Source organism: Streptomyces sp. NPDC008137, from assembly GCF_042957035.1.
Classification (GTDB): domain Bacteria; phylum Actinomycetota; class Actinomycetes; order Streptomycetales; family Streptomycetaceae; genus Streptomyces.
On record NZ_JBIBHN010000006.1, the window covers coordinates 45,984 to 68,805 of the forward strand.

General features: G+C 72.1%; 20 protein-coding genes. 8 read left to right on the plus strand and 12 right to left on the minus strand.

The features are described from left to right. Positions 1-19 precede the first annotated feature (19 nt). Positions 20-2,674 (plus strand): DEAD/DEAH box helicase, encoded by a 2,655-nt coding sequence (locus ACFZBT_RS11855; RefSeq protein WP_391101582.1) that lies wholly within the window; start codon positions 20-22, stop codon positions 2,672-2,674. Here ACFZBT_RS11855 and ACFZBT_RS11860 read toward each other — a convergent pair. The 7 genes from ACFZBT_RS11860 to ssd all read right to left on the minus strand — a co-directional run bounded on the left by ACFZBT_RS11860 (position 2,574) and on the right by ssd (position 7,802). Beyond that, entirely contained in the window at positions 2,574-2,984 is a 411-nt protein-coding gene (locus ACFZBT_RS11860) for an Rv3654c family TadE-like protein (protein WP_391101584.1), read from the minus strand. The two genes, ACFZBT_RS11855 and ACFZBT_RS11860, sit on opposite strands and share 101 nt — an antisense overlap. A gap of 11 nt (positions 2,985-2,995) precedes the next feature. After that, positions 2,996-3,355 carry a TadE family type IV pilus minor pilin gene (locus ACFZBT_RS11865; RefSeq protein WP_391101587.1) on the minus strand — a complete coding sequence of 120 codons (360 nt, stop codon included), beginning with the start codon at positions 3,353-3,355 and terminating at the stop codon, positions 2,996-2,998. Continuing rightward, complete coding sequence (locus tag ACFZBT_RS11870) at positions 3,342-3,551, minus strand: DUF4244 domain-containing protein (protein WP_391101589.1); 210 nt, start codon at positions 3,549-3,551, stop codon at positions 3,342-3,344. Before ACFZBT_RS11870 ends, ACFZBT_RS11865 begins: the two co-directional genes overlap by 14 nt. 105 nt (positions 3,552-3,656) lie before the next feature. After that, entirely contained in the window at positions 3,657-4,454 is a 798-nt protein-coding gene (locus tag ACFZBT_RS11875) for a type II secretion system F family protein (protein WP_391101592.1), read from the minus strand. After that, a complete protein-coding gene (locus ACFZBT_RS11880; RefSeq protein WP_391101594.1) occupies positions 4,451-5,323 on the minus strand; it encodes a type II secretion system F family protein in 873 nt (290 codons plus the stop codon). Before ACFZBT_RS11880 ends, ACFZBT_RS11875 begins: the two co-directional genes overlap by 4 nt. A gap of 152 nt (positions 5,324-5,475) precedes the next feature. Beyond that, entirely contained in the window at positions 5,476-6,702 is a 1,227-nt protein-coding gene (locus ACFZBT_RS11885) for a TadA family conjugal transfer-associated ATPase (protein WP_391101596.1), read from the minus strand. Beyond that, on the minus strand, positions 6,699-7,802 hold the full coding sequence (gene ssd, locus ACFZBT_RS11890) for a septum site-determining protein Ssd (RefSeq protein ID WP_391101599.1): 1,104 nt from the start codon (positions 7,800-7,802) through the stop codon (positions 6,699-6,701). The genes ACFZBT_RS11885 and ssd overlap by 4 nt, the downstream gene beginning before the upstream one ends. Positions 7,803-8,381: 579 nt before the next feature. Between ssd and ACFZBT_RS11895 the strand changes: the two genes are divergently transcribed. After that, on the plus strand, positions 8,382-9,215 hold the full coding sequence (locus tag ACFZBT_RS11895; protein WP_391101602.1) for an HAD-IB family hydrolase: 834 nt from the start codon (positions 8,382-8,384) through the stop codon (positions 9,213-9,215). 343 nt (positions 9,216-9,558) lie between these two features. Here the strand turns inward: ACFZBT_RS11895 and ACFZBT_RS11900 are convergent, their stop codons facing one another. Together ACFZBT_RS11900 and ACFZBT_RS11905 are read right to left on the minus strand one after the other, a co-directional pair. After that, positions 9,559-10,383, minus strand: a complete 825-nt coding sequence (locus ACFZBT_RS11900; RefSeq protein WP_391101605.1) for an oxidoreductase — start codon at positions 10,381-10,383, stop codon at positions 9,559-9,561. Between the two features lie 60 nt (positions 10,384-10,443). Then, positions 10,444-11,709 carry a hypothetical protein gene (locus ACFZBT_RS11905; protein WP_391101608.1) on the minus strand — a complete coding sequence of 422 codons (1,266 nt, stop codon included), beginning with the start codon at positions 11,707-11,709 and terminating at the stop codon, positions 10,444-10,446. Positions 11,710-12,003: 294 nt separating this feature from the next. Between ACFZBT_RS11905 and ACFZBT_RS11910 the strand changes: the two genes are divergently transcribed. Beyond that, entirely contained in the window at positions 12,004-14,373 is a 2,370-nt protein-coding gene (locus tag ACFZBT_RS11910) for a SulP family inorganic anion transporter (protein WP_391101610.1), read from the plus strand. 107 nt (positions 14,374-14,480) lie between these two features. On the opposite strand, the gene ACFZBT_RS11915 is transcribed toward ACFZBT_RS11910, so the two are convergent. Further along, positions 14,481-15,155: a hypothetical protein gene (locus ACFZBT_RS11915; protein WP_391101612.1), complete on the minus strand. Its 675-nt coding sequence runs from the start codon at positions 15,153-15,155 to the stop codon at positions 14,481-14,483. Beyond that, positions 15,152-15,766: a sigma-70 family RNA polymerase sigma factor gene (locus ACFZBT_RS11920; protein ID WP_391101615.1), complete on the minus strand. Its 615-nt coding sequence runs from the start codon at positions 15,764-15,766 to the stop codon at positions 15,152-15,154. The genes ACFZBT_RS11915 and ACFZBT_RS11920 overlap by 4 nt, the downstream gene beginning before the upstream one ends. Positions 15,767-15,999: 233 nt before the next feature. On the opposite strand from ACFZBT_RS11920, the gene acs reads away from it, so the two are divergent. The 5 genes from acs (at position 16,000) to ACFZBT_RS11945 (ending at position 21,381) form a co-directional block, all read left to right on the plus strand. Further along, positions 16,000-17,955 (plus strand): acetate--CoA ligase, encoded by a 1,956-nt coding sequence (acs, locus tag ACFZBT_RS11925; protein ID WP_391101617.1) that lies wholly within the window; start codon positions 16,000-16,002, stop codon positions 17,953-17,955. A gap of 200 nt (positions 17,956-18,155) precedes the next feature. Next, positions 18,156-19,592, plus strand: coding sequence for a Na+/H+ antiporter NhaA (nhaA, locus tag ACFZBT_RS11930; RefSeq protein ID WP_391101619.1), 1,437 nt, complete (start codon positions 18,156-18,158; stop codon positions 19,590-19,592). A 40-nt stretch (positions 19,593-19,632) separates the two neighbouring features. After that, entirely contained in the window at positions 19,633-20,121 is a 489-nt protein-coding gene (locus tag ACFZBT_RS11935) for a phage holin family protein (protein ID WP_391101621.1), read from the plus strand. Continuing rightward, a complete protein-coding gene (locus ACFZBT_RS11940) occupies positions 20,118-21,071 on the plus strand; it encodes an alpha/beta fold hydrolase (RefSeq protein ID WP_391101623.1) in 954 nt (317 codons plus the stop codon). Before ACFZBT_RS11935 ends, ACFZBT_RS11940 begins: the two co-directional genes overlap by 4 nt. A gap of 127 nt (positions 21,072-21,198) precedes the next feature. Beyond that, entirely contained in the window at positions 21,199-21,381 is a 183-nt protein-coding gene (locus ACFZBT_RS11945; protein WP_391101625.1) for a hypothetical protein, read from the plus strand. Positions 21,382-21,618: 237 nt separating this feature from the next. On the opposite strand, the gene ACFZBT_RS11950 is transcribed toward ACFZBT_RS11945, so the two are convergent. After that, a complete protein-coding gene (locus ACFZBT_RS11950; protein WP_391101627.1) occupies positions 21,619-22,818 on the minus strand; it encodes a MarP family serine protease in 1,200 nt (399 codons plus the stop codon). Positions 22,819-22,822 lie beyond the last annotated feature (4 nt).

The following is a 22,822-nucleotide window of genomic DNA, read 5'->3' on the forward strand; positions in this document are numbered from 1 at the left end:
GGACGCTTCGCCAGCCGCGATGGCATTCAATCACTTACCGGCAGGCGTGCACGACGCCTTGGCTCCATTGTCCGTCACGCCAGTGACACACTCGGTGCCGATGGCCAAGAATCACCGATCCGATCGAACCCCGACGGACCCCGCTTCCCGACCCGCGCCGGGCGTGGTCCTGGACCGGCTCGCATCCGGTCCGAGCAGGGCTTCGCGCGTTACTCATACGGAGCACTTGCCCCCGCGCGTGGGTCGGCATGCCGTCTGGCCGGACCGGATCCGCGCGGAGGTCGTCGCCGCGGTCCGGGCCGCGGGTATCGAACACCCCTGGGCCCATCAGGCGCGCGCGGCCGAGCACGCGCTGGACGGCGAGTCGGTCGTCGTGGCGACGGGCACGGCCTCCGGCAAGTCCCTGGCGTACCTCGTGCCGGTCCTGTCCACCCTTCTGGAGGGCGCCGAGGCCCCGAACGGCCGCGGCGCGACCACCCTCTACCTGGCTCCCACCAAGGCCCTTGCGGCGGACCAGTGCCGTTCGGTGAAGGAACTTTCACATCCACTGGGCCATTCGGTGCGCGCGGCCGTCTACGACGGCGACACTCCGTTCGAGGAACGCGAGTGGATCCGCCAGTACGGCAACTACGTCCTGACCAACCCGGACATGCTGCACCGCGGCATCCTTCCGTCCCACCCCCGCTGGTCCTCCTTCCTGAGATCGCTGAAGTACGTCGTCATCGACGAGTGCCACACCTACCGCGGCGTGTTCGGCTCGCATGTCGCCCAGGTGCTGCGCCGGCTGCGCCGGCTGTGTGCCCGCTACGGGGCCTCGCCCGTGTTCCTGCTGGCCTCCGCCACCGCCGCCGAGCCCTCGGTGGCGGCCCGCCGCCTCACCGGCCTGCCGGTGCTGGAGGTCGCCGACGACGCCTCCCCACGCGGCGAACTGGTGTTCGCCCTGTGGGAGCCGCCGCTGACCGAGCTGCACGGCGAGAAGGGCGCCCCCGTCCGCCGCACGGCCACCGCCGAGGCCGCCGACCTGCTGACCGACCTCACCGTGCAGGGCGTGCGCTCGGTCGCCTTCGTGCGCTCCCGGCGCGGCGCCGAGCTGATCTCGGTCATCTCCCAGGAGCGGCTGGCCGAGGTCGACCGGTCGCTCGCCCGGCGTGTCGCGGCGTACCGGGGCGGCTATCTCCCGGAAGAACGCCGCGCACTCGAACACGCCCTCCACTCGGGTGAACTCCTGGGCCTCGCCGCGACGAACGCCCTCGAACTCGGCATCGACATCTCCGGCCTGGACGCGGTCGTCATCGCCGGCTACCCCGGGACCCGCGCCTCCCTGTGGCAGCAGGCGGGCCGGGCCGGACGGTCCGGGCAGGGGGCGCTGGCCGTTCTGGTGGCCCGCGACGATCCGCTGGACACCTTCCTCGTCCACCACCCGGAGGCCCTGTTCGACCAGCCCGTCGAGTCCACGGTCCTCGACCCGGACAACCCCTATGTGCTGGCCCCGCACCTGTGCGCCGCCGCGGCGGAGCTGCCCCTGACGGACGAGGACCTCGACCTGTTCGGCCCGGCCAGCGAGGGCCTCCTGCCCCAGTTGGAGGCCGCGAAGCTGCTGCGCCGCCGCACCAAGGCCTGGCACTGGACGCGCCGCGAGCGCGCCGCCGACCTGACCGACATCCGCGGTGAAGGCGGACGCCCGGTCCAGGTCGTCGAGACCGGCACGGGCCGGCTGCTCGGCACGGTCGACGCCGGCGCCGCGCACTCGACGGTGCACGAAGGCGCGGTCCACCTCCACCAGGGCCGCACCTACCTGGTGCGCTCCCTGGACATGGAGGACTCCGTCGCCCTCGTCGAGGAGGCCGCCCCGCCGTACTCCACGGTCGCCCGCGACACGACGTCGATCTCCGTCCTGGAGACGGACACCGAGATCCCCTGGGGCGACGGCCGCCTCTGCTTCGGCTCCGTCGAGGTCACCAACCAGGTCGTCTCCTTCCTCCGCAGACGGCTCATCACCGGTGAAGTGCTGGGCGAGACGAAACTCGACCTCCCTCCTCGTACGCTGCGCACCCGGGCCGTGTGGTGGACCGTCACCGAGGACCAACTGGACCGGGCCCGGATCAACCCGGAGATCCTCGGAGGCTCCCTGCACGCCGCCGAGCACGCCTCGATCGGCCTGCTCCCCCTCTTCGCGACCTGCGACCGCTGGGACATCGGCGGCGTGTCGGTCCCGCTCCACCCCGACACGCTGCTGCCCACGGTCTTCGTCTACGACGGCCACCCCGGCGGCGCGGGCTTCGCGGAGCGCGCCTTCCACACCGCCCGCACCTGGCTGACCGCCACCCGCCAGGCCATCGCCTCCTGCGAGTGCGACGCCGGCTGCCCGTCCTGCATCCAGTCCCCCAAGTGCGGCAACGGCAACGACCCGCTGCACAAGAGAGGGGCGGTGCGGCTGCTCACGGTGCTCCTGGAGGGCGCCCCCGAGGAGAAGGAGACGGGGGAGCGGGAAACGGCGGAGAGCGTGGCGGCCGAGCAGCCGACCGGAGGTCCGGGGGAGCCACTGGAGGACCGTCCGGCGCCCTCCCCGCCGCCTACCGCAGGCCCGGAGAATCCGCTGGAGGGCCGACCCGTGTCCTCCCCACCGCCGACGGGAGCTCCGGGGGAGCCGTCGGAGGCCCCGCCCGCGCCCTGACCTCCGCCGTGAACGGGCCACGTCCCGACGCCGCCGTCACGTCCGAGATGTCGCCGACGACCTCGCACCGCACGAGCCGCACGCCCTGTGCCCGGGCCACCCGGCCGGCCCGGTCACAGGCCGCCGTACCGCCCTCGGCCCAGTGGTCCGCCGCCGCGAGCGCCGCGAGATCCGCGCCGCCCGCCGCCCGATGCCGGATCGCGACGGCCTGTCCCAGCGCGAGGACGACGCCGAACACCACACACAGGACGGCGATCGCCCCGACGCTCCAGACGGTGGCGGAACCCCGGTCCGGGGCGTCGCGCGTCATGCCCCGGCGTCTCATCTGCCCACCGCCTCCTCCACAGACGCCACGGCCTCCTCGCGCACGGCGAAGGACAGCCCGCGCAGCACCGGCGGTTCGGCCACGACGATCACCCGGACGTGTTCCGCCTCCCGGCTGACGGTCACCTTCGCGCCGGGCGGCGCCGCCTCACGGGTCAGCCGCACGACCGCGCCGGGCGGGTCCTGGCGGGCCGCGGCGCGAGCGCCCGTCCGTGCCGCGTCCACGCACTGGATCTGCGCGGCCACGGCCAGCAAACCGCACACCAGCGCCATGGCGAACATCACCAGCACGGGCAGCACCACGGCCGACTCCGCCGTGACGAACCCCTGGTCCGAACCCCGCTCACATCCGCGCATTGAGGGCTTCCGTCACGATGCTCTGCAGCTCCCCGCTGACCGCGCCGCTGGTGACGACCTTGTAGAGCACGACCGCGAACGCCACCGCCGCGACGATTCCCATCGCGTACTCGGACGTGACCATCCCCTCGTCCCTCCGCGCCACACGCATCCCGCACACCAGGGCACGCAGCCGCGCCCGTACTGCCTGACACATCTCAACCTCCGTGAAAAAGTCCGAACTTCTGTCGGTGTCGCTGACTTCCGCCGGGTCACGCCGACCTCTCTCGGGTCGCGCCGACCTCTCCGGCCCGTATCCGCGTCATCCACCACCTCCTCCGAGCACCCCGCCCGCGAGCCCGATCACCACGGGCAGCACGCCGACCGCGATGAACGCGGGCAGGAAGCACAGCCCGACCGGTGCGCTGACCATGACGCCCGCCCGGCGGGCCCTGGCCGTCGCGGCGCGGCCCCAGTCGGCCCGGGCCTCCGCCGCGAGCCGTGCGACCGGTGCCGCGGCGGGCAGTCCGGACACTCCGGCCCGTTCGAGCAGCCGGGCCAGGCCTCCGGCGCCCGGGACGGCGGCCAGCCTCCGCCAGGCCCCGCCCGGTTCACCGCCCAGCCGGACCTCCGCCGCGCCACGCGCCAGGGCGTCGCCCACAGGGCCGCCCAGGGCCTCGCCCACCGCCTGCGCCGCGATCACCGGGCCGGCACCCGCAGCGATGCAGGCCGCCAGCAGGTCGGCCGCGAGTGGCAGTTGCCGCGCAGCCTCGGCGAGGTCGGGTGCCCGCGCGTCCGCACCCGCCGCCTCCTGCTCCTGCCGAAGCCGCCAGCGCCACATCCCCACCGCTCCGGCCAGGCCCACGGCGGCACCGGCGAGGCCGCCCACCAGAGCCCATCCGGCACACGCCACACCCGCAGGAGGCAGCCAAGTCCGGGCAGCGGCCCGGCTCAAGGAGAGACGCGGGACGGGAGCGGTCATCTCGTGGAACGACAGCTCGGCCAGCCGCCGCCGTATCCTCCTGCGGCGCCGCGACACCGTCAGCCACCGCGCCGACCACCCGAGGGCCAGCACGATCCCCACCGCCACCCCCAGCCTGTGGACAACTTCCCCGCTCATGCCGCCTCCTCCGCGCCCCGCACGATCCGCAGCACCCACCACAGCCCCAGGCCCTCCAGCACACCGCCGACCACCAGACAGCCCAGGCCGGCTCCTGTGTGCAGCAGGACACGGAGGGGGTCGGCGCCGAGGGCGGCGCCGATGAGGAGGCCCAGGGCGGGCAGACAGGCGAGCATCACCGCCGTGGCCCGAGCGCCCGCCAACTGGGCGCGCAGATCGGAACGTTGGTCCCGTTCAGCCCGCAAGGCGGCGGAGAGCCGGTCGAGTCCGGCCGCGAGCCCCGCACCCTGGTCCACGGCCACCCGCCAGCACGCCGCGAGCCCCCGCAGGCCCTCACCTCCCGGTTGCCGGGCCGCCGCTTCGAGTGCGCCCGGCACGTCGCCACCGAAGCGCGCCGCCGCCAGCACCGTCGACTGCGCGTCCACAAGTCCCCCGCGGTCCCGAGCGGCCCGCAACAGCGCCTCACCCGGCTGGCGTCCGGCCCGCACCTCCCCGGCGAGCGCCCCGCACAGCGCGATCACCGCATCCGCCCGGCGCTCCCGGTCCCGCGTCGCCCGGCCGGCCAGCCGGACCCGGCGCAGCAACGGCACCCCGGCAACTCCCAGCAGAACCGGCAGCACCGACGCCCCGAGCACCGCCAGCACCAGCCCGGCCACCGGCGACCACCACTCGGCACGCAGCTGCCCTCGGACCCGCCGCAGCCCACCCGTCATCCGCCGCCACCCGGGCGGCACACTCCCGACCGCTCCGCCGGCCGCGAGCAGCAATCGCGCCCGACGCGCCACCGAGTCCCGCTCCCCCAACAGCCAGACCGCCGCCCCCATACACGCCACGCCCGCCCCCATCGACATCTCAGCCGTACCCGTCATCACTCGGCCCCTTCAGTCCCTGTCACCGCTCGGCCCCTCAGTGCCTGCCATCACTCAGCCCCTTCAGTCCCTGCCATCACTCAGCCCCTCAGTGCCTGCCATCACTCAGCCCTCCCGGTGCCCGTCATCGCTCGCCCCCTCAGCCCTCGCTGTCACTCGCCCACCGCTGCCACCAGCGCACCGTCGGCCTCACCCGGCCCGCCCTCACCGCGCAGCAGTCCCCGCAACCGCCCCCACCCCCGCTCGCGCACGAAGGCCTCCGCTCCCCAACGCAGCGCCGGCACCGTCCGCACCAGCCCCGACGGATCCCGCTCCAGCACGTGCACCTCGGCGATCCGCCGCCGCCCGGCCCGGTCGCGTACGAGGTGCAGCACCACGGAGAGGGCGGCCGCCACCTGGCTGTGCAGAGCGGCCCGGTCGAGCCCGGCGGCCGTGCCGAGCGCCTCAAGGCGGGCCGGTACATCGGCGGCGGCATTGGCGTGGACGGTTCCGCAGCCGCCCTCGTGGCCCGTGTTCAACGCGGCCAGCAGATGCACCACTTCGGGCCCGCGCACCTCGCCCACGACCAGCCGGTCGGGCCGCATCCGCAGTGCCTGGCGCACCAGGTCCTCAAGGGTGACGAGCCCCGCTCCCTCCTGGTTGGCGGGTCTGGTCTCCAGCCGCACCACATGCGGATGATCCGGCCGCAGCTCCGCCGAGTCCTCGGCGAGGACGATCCGCTCGTCGTGCCCCACCAGCCCCAGGAGGGCACTCAACAGCGTCGTCTTGCCTGAGCCCGTGCCCCCGCTGACCAGGAAGGACAGCCGTGCGTCGAGCAGCGCGCGCAGCACGCGGTCCCCGCCCGGCGGCACCGTGCCCGCCGCGACCAGCTCCCCGAGGGTGAAGGCCCGCGGCCGTACGACCCGCAGCGACAGACAGGCGCAGCCCACGGCCACCGGCGGCAGCACCGCGTGCAGCCGGGTTCCGTCGGGCAGCCGGGCGTCGGCCCAGGGCCGGGCGTCGTCGAGGCGGCGTCCGGCCACGGCGGCGAGACGCTGGGCGAGGCGCCGTACGGCCGCCGCGTCCGCGAAACGCACCGACGCCAGCTCAAGGCCGCCTCCCCGGTCCACCCAGACCCGGTCCGGGGCCGACACCAGCACATCCGTCACCGACGGGTCGGCGAGCAGCGGCTCCAGCGGCCCGCTGCCGACCAGTTCGGACCGCAACCGCGCGGCGGCACCCAGGACTTCGGCGTCTCCGAGCACCCGCCCCTGTTCCCGCAGGGCTTGGGCAACGCGCGCGGGGGTCGGCTCGGCCCCGCTCTCGGCCAGCCACCGCCGCACCCCGTCGAGCAGCGCGGTGCCGTCGGGTCCGGACACCGCCTCGGGTACCACACTCATTGGGCACCCGCCTCGACGAGCGCCCGCTCCCAGAACCCCTTGCAGAACCGGGCGAGCGGTCCGCGCGGGGCGGCACCCGGCGGTGCCGCGCCCTCGTCCGGGCGCAGCAGCCCGGGCTCGACCGGCATCTCGCCGACCAGGGGCAGCCCGAGCAGCCGGGCCACCTCCCGGTCGTCGAGGCCCGGCGGGTACGGCCCGCGGACCGCCACCCGCAGGTCGCGCAGGACCATGCCGACAGCGGACGCCACGCGCCCGGCGGCCGCGACGGCCCGCAACTCGGCGGGCACCACCAGGACACCGACGTCCAACTGGGTGAGCACCTCGGCGACCCCGTCGTCGATGCGTCGTGGCAGGTCGACCACGACCGTGCCGCCCCGGCGCCGGGCGGCGGCGAGCACCGCGCGCACCGCCTGGGGCGGGACGGCGATCCGGTCGCCGCGGTCCCAGCTGAGCACCCGCAGCGAGTGCAGCTCGGGCAGCGACTCCTCCAGGGCGCCCCCGCCGACCCGCCCGCGGGAGGAGGCGAACGCGGGCCACCGCAGCCCTTCGGCCGTCTCGCCGCCGAGGAGTACGTCGAGTCCGCCACCCAGCGGATCGGCGTCCACGAGGAGCGTGCGCAGCCCCTCCCGCGCGGAGGTGACGGCCAGCGCGCACGCGAGCGTGGACGCTCCGGCCCCGCCCCGGCCCCCGATGACGCCCACGGTGAGGGCGGGCCTGCCGACGCCCTCGGCCACGTCGGCGATGCGGTCGACGAGCCACTGCTCGCCGTCGGGCAGCATCAGGACGTGCTCGGCGCCGATCTCGACGGCCCGCCGCCACACTCCCGGGTCGTCCTGGTCCCGGCCGACGAGGACGACGCCCCTTCTGTGCACGGCTCCGCGTACGCGCCGCGCGGCGTCGTCCCCCACGAGGACGAGCGGCGCGGCCTCCCAGCCGCCTCTGCGTTCCGGCACCCCGTGGTGCACCTCGGGCGTGGCGCCCGCCGCCGCGCACAGGCGCAGCAGGTCGTCGAGGAGGTCGCTGTCCTCGGTGACGATCAGTGGTCCGCCCTGCCGCCCTCCGGCGGCCGGTGGCGGATCGTGTGTGACGGCTCCGGCCACGGTCATCCCCCTTCACTGCTTGCCTCGCGGGGCTCTGTGGCCCCGCGATTCCCGAACGTGGGAAGAACCGGCAAGGCGGCCTCCCTTTGCACGGCCGACAGAAACCGGCCAAACGCCCCCGGCAATCGGAACCGGCCATGAACTCGCCGCGAGCGGAGGGCGTGGGAATCACGGTGCAGCGATCCCGGAAATCGTGTGGATCTTGGTGGATAACTGTGGACGCCTCGACAGTTGTGAATATCGCCGTCACCCATACCGGTGACCGCCGCAGGCCCTCTGTGCGACTTCCACAGAGCAGTCCGACGGCTACGCAACGTAATGAGTCATATGCATGACAAAATTGCCGCCAGCGCCACATCAGGGCGGCGATCAGGCCGCGCGACGAGGGAGAAAACTCACCCGGACATGCGACGACCCCCACCGGGGGGGAGAGTGGGGGTCGTCTCCACGGCCGACTCGGGGGGGGAGGAGCCGGACCGGGTTAGCACGGTCGCGAACGATCCGTGACTTCCATGGTGTACCCGAGAGCCTTCTCAGGCAAACCCACGCGCCCCACCTTACGCCGAATGGGCTGCCCCTATGCTCAGGGGCGTGGAAAACCACTCCTTGCCCCGCACAGCGGCCTTCTTTGACCTGGACAAGACGGTCATTGCGAAGTCGAGCACGCTCACGTTCAGCAAGTCGTTCTACCAAGGCGGTCTGATCAACCGCAGGGCTGTCTTGCGCACCGCATATGCCCAGTTCGTCTTCCTGGCCGGCGGCGCCGACCACGATCAGATGGAGCGTATGCGCGCCTACTTGTCCGCGCTGTGCCGCGGCTGGAACGTGCGGCAGGTGCAGGAGATCGTCGCCGAGACGCTGCACGACCTGATCGACCCGATCATCTACGACGAGGCCGCCTCCCTCATCGAGGAACACCACACCGCCGGCCGCGACGTCGTGATCGTGTCCACGTCGGGCGCGGAGGTGGTCGAGCCGATCGGTGAACTCCTCGGCGCGGACCGCGTGGTGGCGACCCGCATGGTCGTGGGCGACGACGGCTGCTTCACCGGCGAGGTGGAGTACTACGCGTACGGCCCGACCAAGGCCGAGGCCATCAGGGAGCTGGCCGCGTCCGAGGGCTACGACCTCAGCCGCTGCTACGCCTACAGCGACTCGGCGACCGACGTCCCGATGCTGGAGTCCGTGGGCAACCCCCATGCCGTGAACCCGGACCGCGCCCTGCGCCGCGAGGCCCTCGCGCGCGGTTGGCCGATCCTCGATTTCCACCGCCCGGTCCGGCTCAAGCAGCGCATCCCCGCGTTCTCCGTACCGCCGCGGCCGGCGCTCGTCGCGGTCGCCGCGATAGGCGCCGCGGCGGCCACCGCGGGACTGGTCTGGTACGCGAACCGGCGCCGGGCGACGGTCGCCTGACCGCAGTCGGCCCGAAGTCCTCTTTGAACCCAAAAGTAAAGAAGTGCAGCCTGGACTTCCGCTTACTGCGGGGCAGGAGTACAAAGGACTCAACGGCCCGCGAGACCAAGGACATCCGAGAGGATCACCTTAAATACGCATTTGGCCCCACGGACCGAGCATGAACACCGGGCACCCACGCGACGTCGACCCGTCGAATACGGGCCAGCCGCACCAGGGACGGGCAAAGTTCCCGACCTGATGGGCATATATATCGAGGACGCTTGGTAACCCGATGCTCATGCCAGCGGCGGTACGAGTTTCTCGTACCGCCGCATCACTTTCCGGCCCCTGCGGATGAGTGTCACGCCGCTCCGCGCTGCAGCGCCTCGCACACCGCCGTCGACTCCCGCGCCCCCAGTTCGACCGCCCTGCCGCAGTGGGCGATCCAGGCCGCCACGCCCTCCGGCGTACCGGAGACGTACCCGTCGAGGGCTTCCAGGTAGGCGCCCCGGCCCAGCTCGGCGTGGCCGACCTCGGCCGGGCAGACCGACTTCGGGTCCAGGCCGCTGCCGACCAGGACGATGCGCTCGGCCGTGCGCGCGACCAGGCCGTTGTGGGACGTGAAAGGGCGCAGCGCCAGGAGTTCGCCGTGCACGACGGCGGCCGTCACCAGCGCGGGTGCGGTGCCGCCCGCGATGATCAGCCCGGACAGCCCTTCCAGCCGGCCGTGCGCCTCGGCCGCGCCCGGCAGCGGCAGCGCGACCAGCGGCTCGTCGACCGGCTCGCCCTCCTGCCGGGGCCGTCCCACCTGGTCGGCCTGGCCGGCCGCCGCGACCAGGTGCAGCCGGGCCAGCACCCGCAGGGGTGACTGCCGCCAGATCGACAGCAACTGGCCCGCCTCCGCGGTGAGCCGCAGCGCGGCACCCACGGTGTGCGCCTCGTCGTCACCACCGAAGTCCGTACGGCGGCGCACCTCCTCCAGGGCCCAGTCCGCGCCGGACAGCGCCGCCGAGCCACGGGCGCCGCGCAGGGCCGCCTCGGAGGTGACCGCGTTGCTGCGCCGCCGCATGATCCGGTGCCCGTAGACCCGGTCCACGGCCTTGCGTACGGACTCCACGGACTCGGCCACACCGGGCAGCGCCCCCAGGGTCGCCAGAGGATCGGCGGTCGCGCCTGCTGTACTCATGAGTACGACCCTACGCACCCCGGGAGCCCGCCCCACGTCGGAGTGGCCTTCCTCACTGCGCTACCGCTTCGCCGCCGGAGCCCCGGGAACGCCCTTCGGGGCCGGCGCGGGCTCACCCGCGAGGAACGACGGCCAGCCCTGCTTCGGCTTCTCGCCGACCTTCAGGGAGCGCAGTTTCTCCAGCGTCGCCGGGTCCTGGGCGTCCAGCCAGTCCACCAGCCGGCGGAACGAGACACAGCGCACCTCCTTCTTGGTGCACACCGCCTCGATGACCTCCTCGACGGCCCGCATGTAGGTGCCGCCGTTCCAGGACTCGAAGTGGTTGCCGATGATCAGGGGCGCGCGGTTGCCGTCGTACGCCCGGTAGAAGCCCTTGAGCAGGCCGTCGCGCATCTGGTCGCCCCAGAAGTCGAACTTCCGGGGGTCGCCCTGGGTGGTGGTGCCCGACTGGTTGACCATGAAGTTGTAGTCCATGGTGAGCTGCTCGTAGGAGTGCCCGGGGAAGGGCACGAGTTGCATGGAGACGTCCCACAGGCCCTGCTTCCGCTTGGGCCAGACCTGGTCGTTGACGCCGCTGGTGTCGTATCGGAAGCCCAGCTCGCGGGCTGCCTTCATGAAGTTCCGCTGGCCTTCGAGGCAGGGCGTGCGGGCGCCGATGAGCTCCTTGTCGTAGTCGAAGGGCAGCGGGGACGCGTTCCGCAGGCCGGTGTTGGTCTTCCAGGTCTTCACGAACTGCTTGGCCTGGGCGATCTCGTCCTTCCAGTCCTCCACCGACCACTCGCCGACCCCGCCACCGCTGCCGCAGAAGTGGCCGTTGAAGTGCGTGCCGATCTCGTTGCCCTCCAGCCACGCCAGGCGCAGCTGCTCCGCGGTGGCTGCGATGCCGCGCCGGTCGTTGAAGCCGATGTCGGAGCGGCCCGGGGAGTGCTGCGGCGGCCGGTACAGGTCGCGTTTCTCGTCCGGCAGCATGTACACACCGCTCAGGAAGTACGTCATCGTCGCGTCGTTGGCCTTGGCGACCTCGCGGAAGTGGGAGAACAGCTTCTGGCTGTCCTCGCCCGCGCCGTCCCAGGAGAAGACGACGAACTGCGGGGGCCTCTGGCCGGGCCGCAGCCGTTCGGGCCTGGGCAGGTGGGGCTGGGCGCCGGTGTAGGCGGTGGAGCCGTCTCCGATCAGCCGGACCGCGCTCTTCGGCGCCTGGGCCGGCTTCGCCGTCCGCGGGTCGGGATCCTGGTGCCGGGAAGCGCCGGTCGAGCAACCGGCGAGCGATGCGGCGCAGACCGCGGCGATCACGGAGCCCGCGGCGATCCTGTGAGTGGCGGCCATGTGTCGCCCACCTTCTTCCTTCTCTCGGGTGCCGACAGCGCCGCCAAATTCGCACGGGACCGAGAAGGAATTAGTACGACAAGCCGATCAAATAGCCACTTCACTCGTCGGGGTGATTTATTCGCCCATTTGCCCGTAAAGTCTATGCCCGCCCTTTACTCTGCATTACGATCCGTTTACCGAGCGTTGATTCATCCCGCCGATTTATGCCGTGACCTACGGCCGCGACCGAACCCCGCACCGAGCGGGAGCACCAGTCACGCGACCGCGCAGCCCCGGAGGAGACGGGAAACAATGTCTGCCTGCGTCCCCACACGCGCCGCCGACCCGAACAAGACCGAGCGCACCCACCCGCCCCACAGTCCGCCGCCGACCGGCCCCCGCCGCTTCCGGATCGCGGGTGCCGACGTATCGGCCTCGATCGCGGTCTTCCTGATCGCCCTGCCCCTGTCCCTGGGCATCGCCCTCGCCACCGGCGCCCCCCTGCAGGCCGGCCTCGTCGCCGCCGCCGTGGGCGGAGTCGTCGCCGGACGGCTCGGCGGCTCCCCGCTCCAGGTGAGCGGACCGGCCGCCGGACTCACGGTCGTCACCGCCGACCTCATCCTGCGCTACGGCTGGCGTACGACCTGTGCCATCACCGTCCTCGCCGGCCTCGCCCAACTCGGTCTGGGCTGCCTGCGCGTGGCCCGCGGCGCCCTCGCTGTCAGCCCCGCCATCGTGCACGGCATGCTCGCCGGCATCGGCGTCACCATCGCCGTCGCGCAGTTGCACATCGTGCTCGGCGGCACACCGCAGAGCTCCGTCCCCGACAACCTCGCCGCGCTGCCCGCCCAGTTGGCGGACATGGGCCCGGCGGCCGTGTCGGTGAGCGCGCTGACCCTGGCCCTGCTGCTGCTCTGGCCGAGACTGCCCGGCCGGGCCGGGCGCCTGCTGCGCAAGATCCCGGCCGCGCTCGTCGCCGTGGCCGGAGCCACCGCGGTCGCCGCCCTCGCCGGGCTGCGCCTGCCCAAGGTCGACCTGCCGTCCTGGAGCAACCACGCCTTGGCCGGGCTGCCCGAGGGCCCCGTGCTCGGCCTCGTCGCCGCCGTGCTCACCACCACGCTGGTGTGCAGCGTGCAGTCCTTGCTCGGCGCGGTCGCCGTGGACAAGCTGGTCGCCGGACGTCCCGGTCTTTCGACCCGGGTCGGGCGCTCCAACCTCGACCGCGAACTGCTCGGGCAGGGCGCCGCGAACATCGTCTCCGGCTCGCTCGGCGGGCTGCCCATCGCCGGTGTGGCCGTGCGGAGTTCGGCGAATGTGCACGCCGGTGCCGTGAGCCGGAACTCCACGATGCTGCACGGCGTTCTCGTAGTGATCGCCGCACTGCTGATGGTCCCGCTCCTGGAGCTCATCCCGCTCGCCTCGCTCGCCGCCCTGGTGATGGCCGTCGGCATCCAGATGGTGTCCCTGAACCACATCCGCACGGTGACGCGCCACCGGGAAGTGTGGGTCTACGCCGTCACCACCGTGGGCGTCGTGTCCCTCGGCGTCCTGGAGGGCGTGGCGCTGGGCATCGCCATGGCCGTCGGCGTCGCCCTGCACCGCCTCACCCGCACCCGCATCACGCACGACGAGACGGAAGGAGTCCATCACGTACACGTCAGAGGGCAGTTGACGTTCCTCGCGGTGCCACGGCTCAGCCGGGCCCTGCATCTCGTACCCCACGGTGCCGACGCCGTCGTCGAACTGGACGGTTCGTTCATGGACCACGCGGCCTACGAGACGTTGCAGGACTGGCAGAAGACACACACCGCGCAGGGAGGCAGCGTGGAGATCGCCGGCCGTCACCCCGGCACCCGCGTCTCCGAGCCCCAGGCCCTCACCGGCTGCCGTTGCCGGCCCTGGACGCCCTGGCGCAACCACCAGTGCGACCATCCCGGGTCCGCGCCCTACTCCGAGCACGCCCCGGACGGGACGGACCGCCCCGAGCCCGACCCGACGGGCCCCGGCGGAGCCAGCGGTCAGGAACTGGCGCGTGGCATCAGCGCGTTCCAGCGCAACACCGCACCCCTGGTGCGCAGTGAACTGGCCCGGCTGGCGCGCGAGGGACAGCGCCCTTCGCAGCTCTTCCTGACCTGCGCCGACTCACGGCTGGTCACCTCGATGATCACTTCCAGCGGGCCGGGCGACCTGTTCGTCGTGCGCAACGTGGGCAACCTCGTGCCGCTGCCCGGCGAGGAGAGCGGCGACGACTCGGTGGCCGCCGCGATCGAGTACGCGGTGGACGTGCTGAAGGTGCGGTCCATCACGGTGTGCGGGCACTCCGGGTGCGGAGCCATGCAGGCGCTGCTCAGTTCCGAACCGGGCGGCACCCGGACCCCGCTCGAGCGATGGCTGCGGCACGGGCTGCCCAGCCTGGAGCGCGTGGCCGGCGACAGCCCGCCGTGGGGCAGGCTGGCCGGACGGGCGCCCGAGGGCGTGGTGGAGCAGCTCTGCCTGACCAACGTGGTCCAGCAGTTGGAGCATCTGCGCGCCCACGACTCGGTCGCCCGCGCTCTGAAGGAGGGTGAGCTGGAGCTGCACGGCATGTACTTCCACGTGGGCGAGGCCCAGGCCTATCTGCTCACCGAGGTGGCCGGGGACCGGGTGTTCGAGCACGTACGGGAGGCCGGCCTGCCGGCGTGAGCGCGGGGCGCGCCCCAGGGCCGCCGCACCCGGCGGCCCCAGTCCGGGGCAGGCCGGGCGGAGGAGAGCGGCGACCCCCGTACGCCGCCCGCCTCCCGCCGGTGCTCTCAGCCCTGAGACTCCGGTTCGCACGGCGCGATCTTGCCCTTGATCGCGTAGAACACCTCGGAGCTGAGCCCGGGCTTGCCGTCCTTGCGGCTGGTGTTCTCCATGCCCAGGGAGTCGCCCGGGTGCAGGGTGACCTGCCAATCGCGGTGGTAGGCCGGGTCGGTCGGGCCGCCGACGGGGACGGTGCCCTCCTCGGGCGGCTCGCCGATGAACCCCCGTCCCACGCTGCCCGTCAGCATCTCGCCGCGCGGCTGAGCGCAGTGCTGGCCGAAGGAGAGATTGTCGATGGTCACGTGAATGCCCTCGGCCCGCAGGCGTTCGGCCAGTTGGCGCTGGGATTTCTGGCCTATCGCGATCTTCGTGAGGGTGAGCGTGACGCTGCCGTCGCCGTGCCGCTCCACCGCGTACGCCGGGGACTCGCCCGGTGAGCCCGGCACGAGCGCCAGCACCAGCCCGGTCACGGCGCAGGCGCCCGCGGTCAGGGCGATCCGCCGCCCCGTGAGCACCCCCGCGAACGGGGAGCGTCGCGCGGTGACCTTCTCGGCGGGACCGGTGGCCACCACCCGCGCAGAATCGGTGGTCATCGCCCGCGCGGAACCGGTGGCCCCGCGCCCCTCGATCTCGCGCCGAAGCTCGGCCAGCAGCCGGTCCTCGAACGTGCTCTTCGTGGTCATGCCTCTCCTCCGGATTCTCCGGCTCCGCCGGTGACGTACGACAGGGATGCGCCGGGCGGGGCCTCCGGCACCGGATCCGCCTCCGCCCGCAGGGCCTTGCGGGCGCGGTGCAGCCGCACCCGGGCCGTGACCTGGCGGATGCCGAGCGCGGCGGCGGCCTCGGTCACCGTGAGCTGGTCCACGGCGACGAGTTCGACGACGGCCCGTTCACCGTCCGGCAGCCGCTCCAGCGCGGCCAGCGCCCGGCGCCCCGGACTCTCGGCGTCGAGCTTGTCCTCGAGCCGCGCGATGTCGTCGGGCTCCAGCAGCCGCCGCCCCGAGATACGGCGGTCGCGCGCCGTCTCACGAGCGACCCGGCGGCGCTCGGAGGAGACGATGTTGCGTGCGATGCCGTACAGCCAGGCGCGCTCGTCGCCCCGGCCGGGGCGGTAGGTGTGGGCGGAGTCGAGCGCCGCGAGGAAGACCTCGGCGGTCAGGTCCGCCACGGTGTGGACGTCGGCGACACGCCGGGCCACGAAAGACATCACGGCGTCCACATGGCGCCGGTAGAACTCTTCGAAGAGCTGAGGGTCGTGGGCCGCCGCCGCGGGTCCGCCCCGTATGCCGTCCACTCGGCTGTCCTCTCTCTCGGTGCGCCTTCACCTGTAGTTGGGCCGGACTGTGAGAGGCGTTACAGGGGATGAACCCTGCCCGGTCGGCGTCCGTGGGTACGGATGACCCCCGCCGCCGAAAGCGACCCGCCAAGAGGTCTAAACCAATCGGCGGTCGGCCCTTGTCATCGCACCCCCGGGTCTGATGAGCTGTGGCCTGGGACACAACGGACACCCTGGGAAAGGCAGATGCCGTGAGCAACGAAAGCCTGGCCAACCTGCTCAAGGAAGAGCGCAGGTTCGCACCCCCCGCCGACCTGGCCGCGAACGCCAACGTCACGGCGGAGGCGTATGAGCAGGCCAAGGCTGACAGGCTCGGCTTCTGGGCCGAGCAGGCCCGTCGGCTGACCTGGGCCAAGGAGCCCACCGAGACCCTCGACTGGTCGAACCCGCCGTTCGCCAAGTGGTTCAAGGACGGCGAGCTCAACGTCGCCTACAACTGCGTCGACCGGCACGTCGAGGCCGGGCACGGCGACCGGGTCGCCATCCACTTCGAGGGCGAGCCCGGCGACAGTCGCGCCATCACCTACGCCGAGCTCAAGGACGAGGTGTCCAAGGCCGCAAACGCCCTGCTGGAGCTGGGAGTTCAGGCCGGCGACCGGGTCGCCGTCTACATGCCGATGATCCCCGAGACGGCGATCGCGATGCTGGCGTGCGCCCGGATCGGCGCGGCCCACTCGGTCGTCTTCGGCGGCTTCTCCTCCGACGCGCTCGCCACCCGCATCCAGGACGCCGACGCGCGCGTGGTCATCACCTCCGACGGCGGCTACCGGCGCGGCAAGCCGTCCGCGCTCAAGCCGGCCGTGGACGAGGCCGTCGAGAAGGCGGGCATCGTCGAGCACGTGCTGGTCGTGCGCCGCACGGGCCAGGAGGTCGCCTTCACCGAGGGCCGCGACGTGTGGTGGCACGACGCCGTGGAGCGACAGAGCCCCGAGCACACACCGCAGGCGTTCGACGCCGAGCACCCGCTGTTCATCCTGTACACCTCGGGCACCACGGGTAAGCCCAAGGGCATCCTGCACACCTCCGGCGGCTACCTCACCCAGACCGCCTACACCCACCACGCCGTCTTCGACCTCAAGCCGGAGACCGACGTGTACTGGTGCACCGCCGACGTCGGCTGGGTCACCGGTCACTCGTACATCGTCTACGGCCCGCTCGCCAACGGCGCGACGCAGGTCATGTACGAGGGCACGCCCGACACCCCGCACCAGGGCCGCTTCTGGGAGATCGTGCAGAAGTACGGCGTGACGATCCTCTACACCGCGCCGACCGCGATCCGTACGTTCATGAAGTGGGGCGACGACATCCCCGCCAAGTTCGACCTGTCCAGCCTCAGGGTGCTGGGCTCGGTGGGCGAGCCGATCAACCCCGAGGCGTGGATCTGGTACCGCAAGAACATCGGCGGCGACCGCACCCCGATCGTGGACACCTGGTGGCAGACCGAGACCGGCTCGATGATGATCACCCCGCTGCCGGGCGTGACCGCGACCAAGCCCGGTTCCGCGCAGACGCCGCTGCCCGGCATCGCCGCGACGGTCGTCGACGACGAGGCGCGCGAGGTGCCCGACGGCGGTGGCGGCTACCTGGTGCTCACCGAGCCGTGGCCGTCGATGCTGCGCACCATCTGGGGCGACGACCAGCGGTTCATCGACACGTACTGGTCGCGCTTCGAGGGCAAGTACTTCGCCGGTGACGGTGCCAAGAAGGATGACGACGGCGACATCTGGCTGCTCGGCCGGGTCGACGACGTCATGCTCGTCTCGGGGCACAACATCTCCACCACCGAGGTGGAGTCCGCGCTCGTCTCCCACCCGTCGGTCGCCGAGGCGGCCGTGGTCGGCGCGGCGGACGAGACGACCGGGCAGGCGATCGTCGCGTTCGTGATCCTGCGGGGTACGGCCGCCGAGACCGAGGACCTGGTCGCCGAGCTGCGCAACCACGTCGGCAACACCCTCGGCCCGATCGCCAAGCCCAAGCGGGTCCTGCCGGTGGCCGAGCTGCCCAAGACCCGCTCCGGCAAGATCATGCGCCGGCTGCTGCGGGACGTCGCCGAGAACCGCCAGCTCGGTGACGTCACCACGCTGACCGACTCCACGGTCATGGACCTCATCCAGTCCAAGCTGCCCGCCGCGCCCAGCGAGGACTGATCGAGGTCCACGCATAGCCGATCAGACGAAGGGCACCCGGCAGACAGCACGCCGGGTGCCCTTTCGGCGTCCCTGGTGAAGATCGCCAGGTACACTCGGCCATACGGTTAGCTAAACTAAGCAAAACAACTGCCTCATGGTGCGCCGGGAAGTCTGGTCGGCATGTGTTCAGCCCTGCCCACCGACCGGAGGTCTTCCCCGTGACCGCGCCCCGCCCCAGCACCCCCCGCAAGGTCTTCGGACGGCTGTCGCTGCCCGAACGGACCTACGTGGCGGACGCGCTGCGCACCGAGACCGTCGGCGGTGTGCTGCTGCTCGCCGCCGCGGTCGCCGCGCTGCTCTGGGCGAACATCCCCGCGCTGCACGACAGCTACGAGAACGTCGCCCACTTCCACCTGGGCCCCGCCGCACTCGGCCTCGACCTGTCGGTCGCGCACTGGGCCGCCGACGGGCTGCTGGCGATCTTCTTCTTCGTCGCCGGGATAGAACTCAAGCGCGAACTCGTCGCGGGCGACCTGCGCGACCCCAAGGCCGCCGCGCTCCCGGTCGTCGCCGCCCTGTGCGGCATGGCCGTACCGGCGCTCGTCTACACCCTCACCAACGTCACCGGCGGCGGCTCCCTGGCCGGGTGGGCCGTACCCACCGCCACCGACATCGCCTTCGCGCTCGCCGTGCTCGCGGTCATCGGCACGTCCCTGCCGAGCGCGCTGCGGGCCTTCCTGCTCACCCTCGCCGTCGTCGACGACCTCTTCGCGATCCTGATCATCGCCGTCTTCTTCACCGCCGACCTGAACTTCGCCGCGCTCGGCGGCGCCGTGGTGGGCCTGGGCGTCTTCTGGCTGCTGCTGCGCAAGGGCGTACGCGGCTGGTACGTGTACGTGCCGCTCGCGCTCGTCATCTGGGGGCTGATGTACAACAGCGGCGTCCACGCCACGATCGCCGGTGTCGCCATGGGCCTGATGCTGCGCTGCCACCGCAACGAGGGCGAGGACCACTCCCCCGGCGAGCACATCGAGCACCTCGTACGCCCCCTGTCGGCCGGTCTGGCCGTACCGCTGTTCGCGCTGTTCAGCGCGGGCGTCGCCGTCTCCGGTGAGGCGATCACCGACGTGTTCACGACACCCGAGACCCTCGGTGTGGTTCTCGGGCTCGTCGTCGGCAAGGTGCTCGGCATCTTCGGCGGGACGTGGCTGGCGGCCCGTTTCACCAGGGCCTCGCTGAGCGACGACCTCGCCTGGGCGGACGTGTTCGCGGTGGCGAGCCTCGCCGGCATCGGCTTCACGGTCTCGCTGCTCATCGGCGAACTCGCCTTCGCCGGCGACGAGACGATGACGAACGAGGTCAAGGCCGCCGTGCTGCTGGGCTCGCTCATCGCCGCGGTGCTGGCCACCGTCCTGCTGAAGATACGGAACGCCAAGTACCGCCGCCTGTGGGAGGAAGAGGAGCGCGACGACGACCTCGACGGCATCCCGGACATCTATGAGGAGCACGACCCGGCCTACCACCTGCGCCTGGCCGCCCGCTACGAGGCCAAGGCCGCCGAACACCGCCGGATCGCCCAGGAGAAGGCAGCCGCGCGCCACGAGCTTGCCGAAGTACCGGGCGGGGCAGGCGAGGACGACCACGGTCCGGCATGATCTGACGAGACGGTACAAAGACGGAGAGGGAGAGACCGCGATGAGCGCACCCGACGGCAGCCCGGTCGGCGCCGAACGCAGCATCGGCCAGCTGTTCGCCTCGGCGACGGCGGAAATGTCGGCGCTGGTGCACGACGAGATCGCGCTGGCCAAGGCGCAGCTCAAGCAGGACGTCAAGCGCGGAGCGACCAGCGGCGGTGCCTTCTCGGCGGCCGGCGCGGTGCTGATCTTCTCCCTGCCGATGCTGAACTTCGCGCTGGCGTACGGCATCCGCACCTGGAGCGACTGGAACCTCGCGATCTGCTTCCTGCTGTCCTTCGCGGCGAACGTGCTGGTCGCGGTCGTGCTCGCGCTGATCGGCGTGACCTTCGCGAAGAAGGCCAAGAAGAGCAAGGGCCCGCAGAAGGTCGCCGCCTCCATGAAGGAGACCGCGGTCGTCCTGCAGAAGGCCAAGCCGCACCCGCGTCCGGAGCTCCCGCAGGACCGGGTCCACGAGGCCCTCGAGCCTGTGGCACGCTCGTCGTCATGACGGACCCCGCCACACCACCTTCGGCACAGCCGGCCTCGGCCGTTCTTCTCGACATCCCCGGCGAGAGAAAGGTGAGCCACCGCGACGTCGCCGCCAACGGCGCCCGCTTCCACATCGCCGAGCTGGGCGACGGGCCGCTGGTGCTGCTGCTGCACGGCTTCCCGCAGTTCTGGTGGACCTGGCGGCACCAGCTGGTGGCGCTCGCCGACGCGGGCTTCCGGGCCGTCGCCATGGACCTGCGGGGCGTCGGGGGCAGCGACCGCACGCCGCGCGGTTACGACCCCGCCAACCTCGCGCTCGACGTCACCGGCGTCATCCGCTCGCTCGGCGAGCCGGACGCCGCGCTGGTCGGCCACGACCTGGGCGGATACCTCGCGTGGACGGCGGCCGCGATGCGCCCCAAGCTGGTGCGGCGGCTGGCGGTCGCGTCCATGCCGCATCCGCGGCGCTGGCGCTCGGCCATGCTGCGAGACGTCAAGCAGACGCGCGCCGGTTCACACATCTGGGGGTTCCAGCGTCCCTGGATCCCGGAGCGGCAGCTCACCGCCGACGACGGGGCGCTCGTGGCCGAGCTGATCCAGGACTGGTCCGGGCCACGCCCGCCGGAGGACGAGGCCCTTCAGACGTACCGCCGCGCCATGTGCATCCCCTCCGCCGCGCACTGCGCCGTGGAGCCGTACCGCTGGATGGTGCGCTCCCTGGCCCGCCCGGACGGCATCCAGTTCAACCGCCGCATGAAGCGGCCCGTGCGCGTGCCGACCCTCCATCTGCACGGCTCGCTCGACCCCGTGATGCGCACGCGCAGCGCGGCCGGCTCCGGCGAGTACGTCGAAGCCCCCTACCGCTGGCGCCTGTTCGACGGTCTCGGCCACTTCCCGCACGAGGAGGACCCGGTCGCCTTCTCCTCGGAACTCATCAACTGGCTCAAGGATCCCGAACCCGATCGGTGACCGGACGACCCCGCCCGGTATCCGCACGTGAACGCTTGTCCGACGAACGGCCAATTGCCCGGCGCATAGGCCAATTGGGCGCCCCGTGAGCGGTTATCGACCATGGGGCGGGGGCAGACGTCGAGGTATGGGCTGGACGCACGACTACAGTGACGCAAGCCGCAATCGCCGCTCGGCGGGCGGTGCGAACCCCCACCAGAGAAGCGGCGCACCGCAGCTGGTGACCGCGGATCCCCGGGTCGGGATTCCGCGCATCCTCCGCCGCCGGGCCCGCTGGGTCTCCGTACGTCTGCGCCACACCCGCGACTGAGGCACCACCCGCGCGAGTGACGCCCCGACCACCCCGCAGCAGGGCCGCGCCTAGGGCCTGTCGTTTGGATCACGGCGCAGGGAATCGGCAGCACTTCTTCGACGCCGGTGAGCGGGGCCTGGTGCGTGCAGCTGCAAGGCGGAGGAGGGAGTCGACGCGGAGCGTCGGCGACCGACGAGAACGCGGCAGATGTGCGTGCCAGGCCCCGCGTCTGCGGCGTGATCCAAACGACAGGCCCTAGAGCGCGCAGCTGTCGCTGTCCACCTGCTGGTTGGCGGAGCGCCCCTTGGTGATGTCCTCCTGGATCTCGTCCACGGTCAGCGCGTACCCCGTCTCGGCGTCGTCGAGGGACTTGGCGAAGACCACGCCGTAGACCTTGCCTTCGGGGGTGAGCAGCGGGCCGCCGGAGTTGCCCTGGCGGACGGTCGCGTAGAGGGAGTAGACGTCGCGGCGGACCGTGTCGCGGTGGTAGATGTCCGGGCCGTTGGCCGTGATGCGGCCCCGCACGCGCGCGGCACGCACGTCGTACGCCCCGTTCTCCGGGAAGCCCGCGACGATCGCGCCGTCCCCGCTGGTCGCGTCCTTGGTGGTGAAGCGCAGCGCGGGCGCCTTGAGGTCCGGCACGTCGAGTACGGCGATGTCGCGCTGCCAGTCGTAGAGGACGACCGTGGCGTCGTACTTCCTGCCCTCGCCGCCTATCTGCACGGTCGGCTCGTCGACGCCGCCCACCACATGCGCGTTGGTCATCACTCGGCGGCCGGAGAAGACGAAGCCGGTGCCCTCCAGGACCTTGCCGCAGCTCGGGGCCGTGCCCATGACCTTGACGATGGAGCGCTGGGCGCGGGTGGCGACCGGGCTGTTCGCCAGGGCCGGGTCCGGCGGCTGGACGTCGGTGATGGGCTCGTTGGAGAACGGGCTGAAGACCTGCGGGAAGCCGTTCTGCGCGAGGACGGAGGAGAAGTCCGCGAACCAGGTGGCGGCCTGGTCCGGCAGTGCCTGCGAGACGCCCAGCAGCACCTTGGAGTTGCGGACCTCCTTGCCGAGCGTAGGCAGGGTGGTGCCCGCGAGGGCCGAGCCGATCAACCACGCGACCAGGAGCATCGCCAGGACGTTGACGAGGGCGCCGCCGGTGGCGTCGAGGGCCCGGGCCGGGGACCAGGTGATGTGCCGTCGCAGCTTGTTGCCGAGGTGGGTGGTGAGGGCCTGGCCGACGGAGGCGCAGACGATGACGACGACGACCGCGACGACGGCGGCGGTCGTGTTCACCTCCGCGTTGTCCGTGAGCGCGTCCCAGATGACGGGCAGTACGTAGACCGCGACGAGACCGCCGCCCAGGAAGCCGATCACCGACAGGATGCCGACGACGAATCCCTGGCGGTATCCGACGACCGCGAACCACACGGCGGCGACCAGCAACAAGATGTCCAGCACGTTCACGGAG

Excerpts from the sequence above, each read along its gene's own strand:
- ACFZBT_RS11865 (WP_391101587.1), bottom strand. The coding sequence starts at position 3,355 with ATGCGCGGATGTGAGCGGGGTTCGGACCAGGGGTTCGTCACGGCGGAG.
- ACFZBT_RS11915 (WP_391101612.1), bottom strand. The coding sequence starts at position 15,155 with ATGACCACGAAGAGCACGTTCGAGGACCGGCTGCTGGCCGAGCTTCGG.
- ACFZBT_RS11880 (WP_391101594.1), bottom strand. The coding sequence starts at position 5,323 with ATGACGGGTACGGCTGAGATGTCGATGGGGGCGGGCGTGGCGTGTATG.
- ACFZBT_RS11875 (WP_391101592.1), bottom strand. The coding sequence starts at position 4,454 with ATGAGCGGGGAAGTTGTCCACAGGCTGGGGGTGGCGGTGGGGATCGTG.
- ACFZBT_RS11870 (WP_391101589.1), bottom strand. The coding sequence starts at position 3,551 with ATGTGTCAGGCAGTACGGGCGCGGCTGCGTGCCCTGGTGTGCGGGATG.
- ACFZBT_RS11855 (WP_391101582.1), top strand. The coding sequence starts at position 20 with ATGGCATTCAATCACTTACCGGCAGGCGTGCACGACGCCTTGGCTCCA.
- ACFZBT_RS11935 (WP_391101621.1), top strand. The coding sequence starts at position 19,633 with ATGAGCGCACCCGACGGCAGCCCGGTCGGCGCCGAACGCAGCATCGGC.
- ACFZBT_RS11945 (WP_391101625.1), top strand. The coding sequence starts at position 21,199 with ATGGGCTGGACGCACGACTACAGTGACGCAAGCCGCAATCGCCGCTCG.
- ACFZBT_RS11940 (WP_391101623.1), top strand. The coding sequence starts at position 20,118 with ATGACGGACCCCGCCACACCACCTTCGGCACAGCCGGCCTCGGCCGTT.
- ACFZBT_RS11895 (WP_391101602.1), top strand. The coding sequence starts at position 8,382 with ATGCTCAGGGGCGTGGAAAACCACTCCTTGCCCCGCACAGCGGCCTTC.
- ACFZBT_RS11905 (WP_391101608.1), bottom strand. The coding sequence starts at position 11,709 with ATGGCCGCCACTCACAGGATCGCCGCGGGCTCCGTGATCGCCGCGGTC.
- ACFZBT_RS11885 (WP_391101596.1), bottom strand. The coding sequence starts at position 6,702 with ATGAGTGTGGTACCCGAGGCGGTGTCCGGACCCGACGGCACCGCGCTG.
- ACFZBT_RS11860 (WP_391101584.1), bottom strand. The coding sequence starts at position 2,984 with ATGACGCGCGACGCCCCGGACCGGGGTTCCGCCACCGTCTGGAGCGTC.
- ACFZBT_RS11910 (WP_391101610.1), top strand. The coding sequence starts at position 12,004 with ATGTCTGCCTGCGTCCCCACACGCGCCGCCGACCCGAACAAGACCGAG.
- ACFZBT_RS11900 (WP_391101605.1), bottom strand. The coding sequence starts at position 10,383 with ATGAGTACAGCAGGCGCGACCGCCGATCCTCTGGCGACCCTGGGGGCG.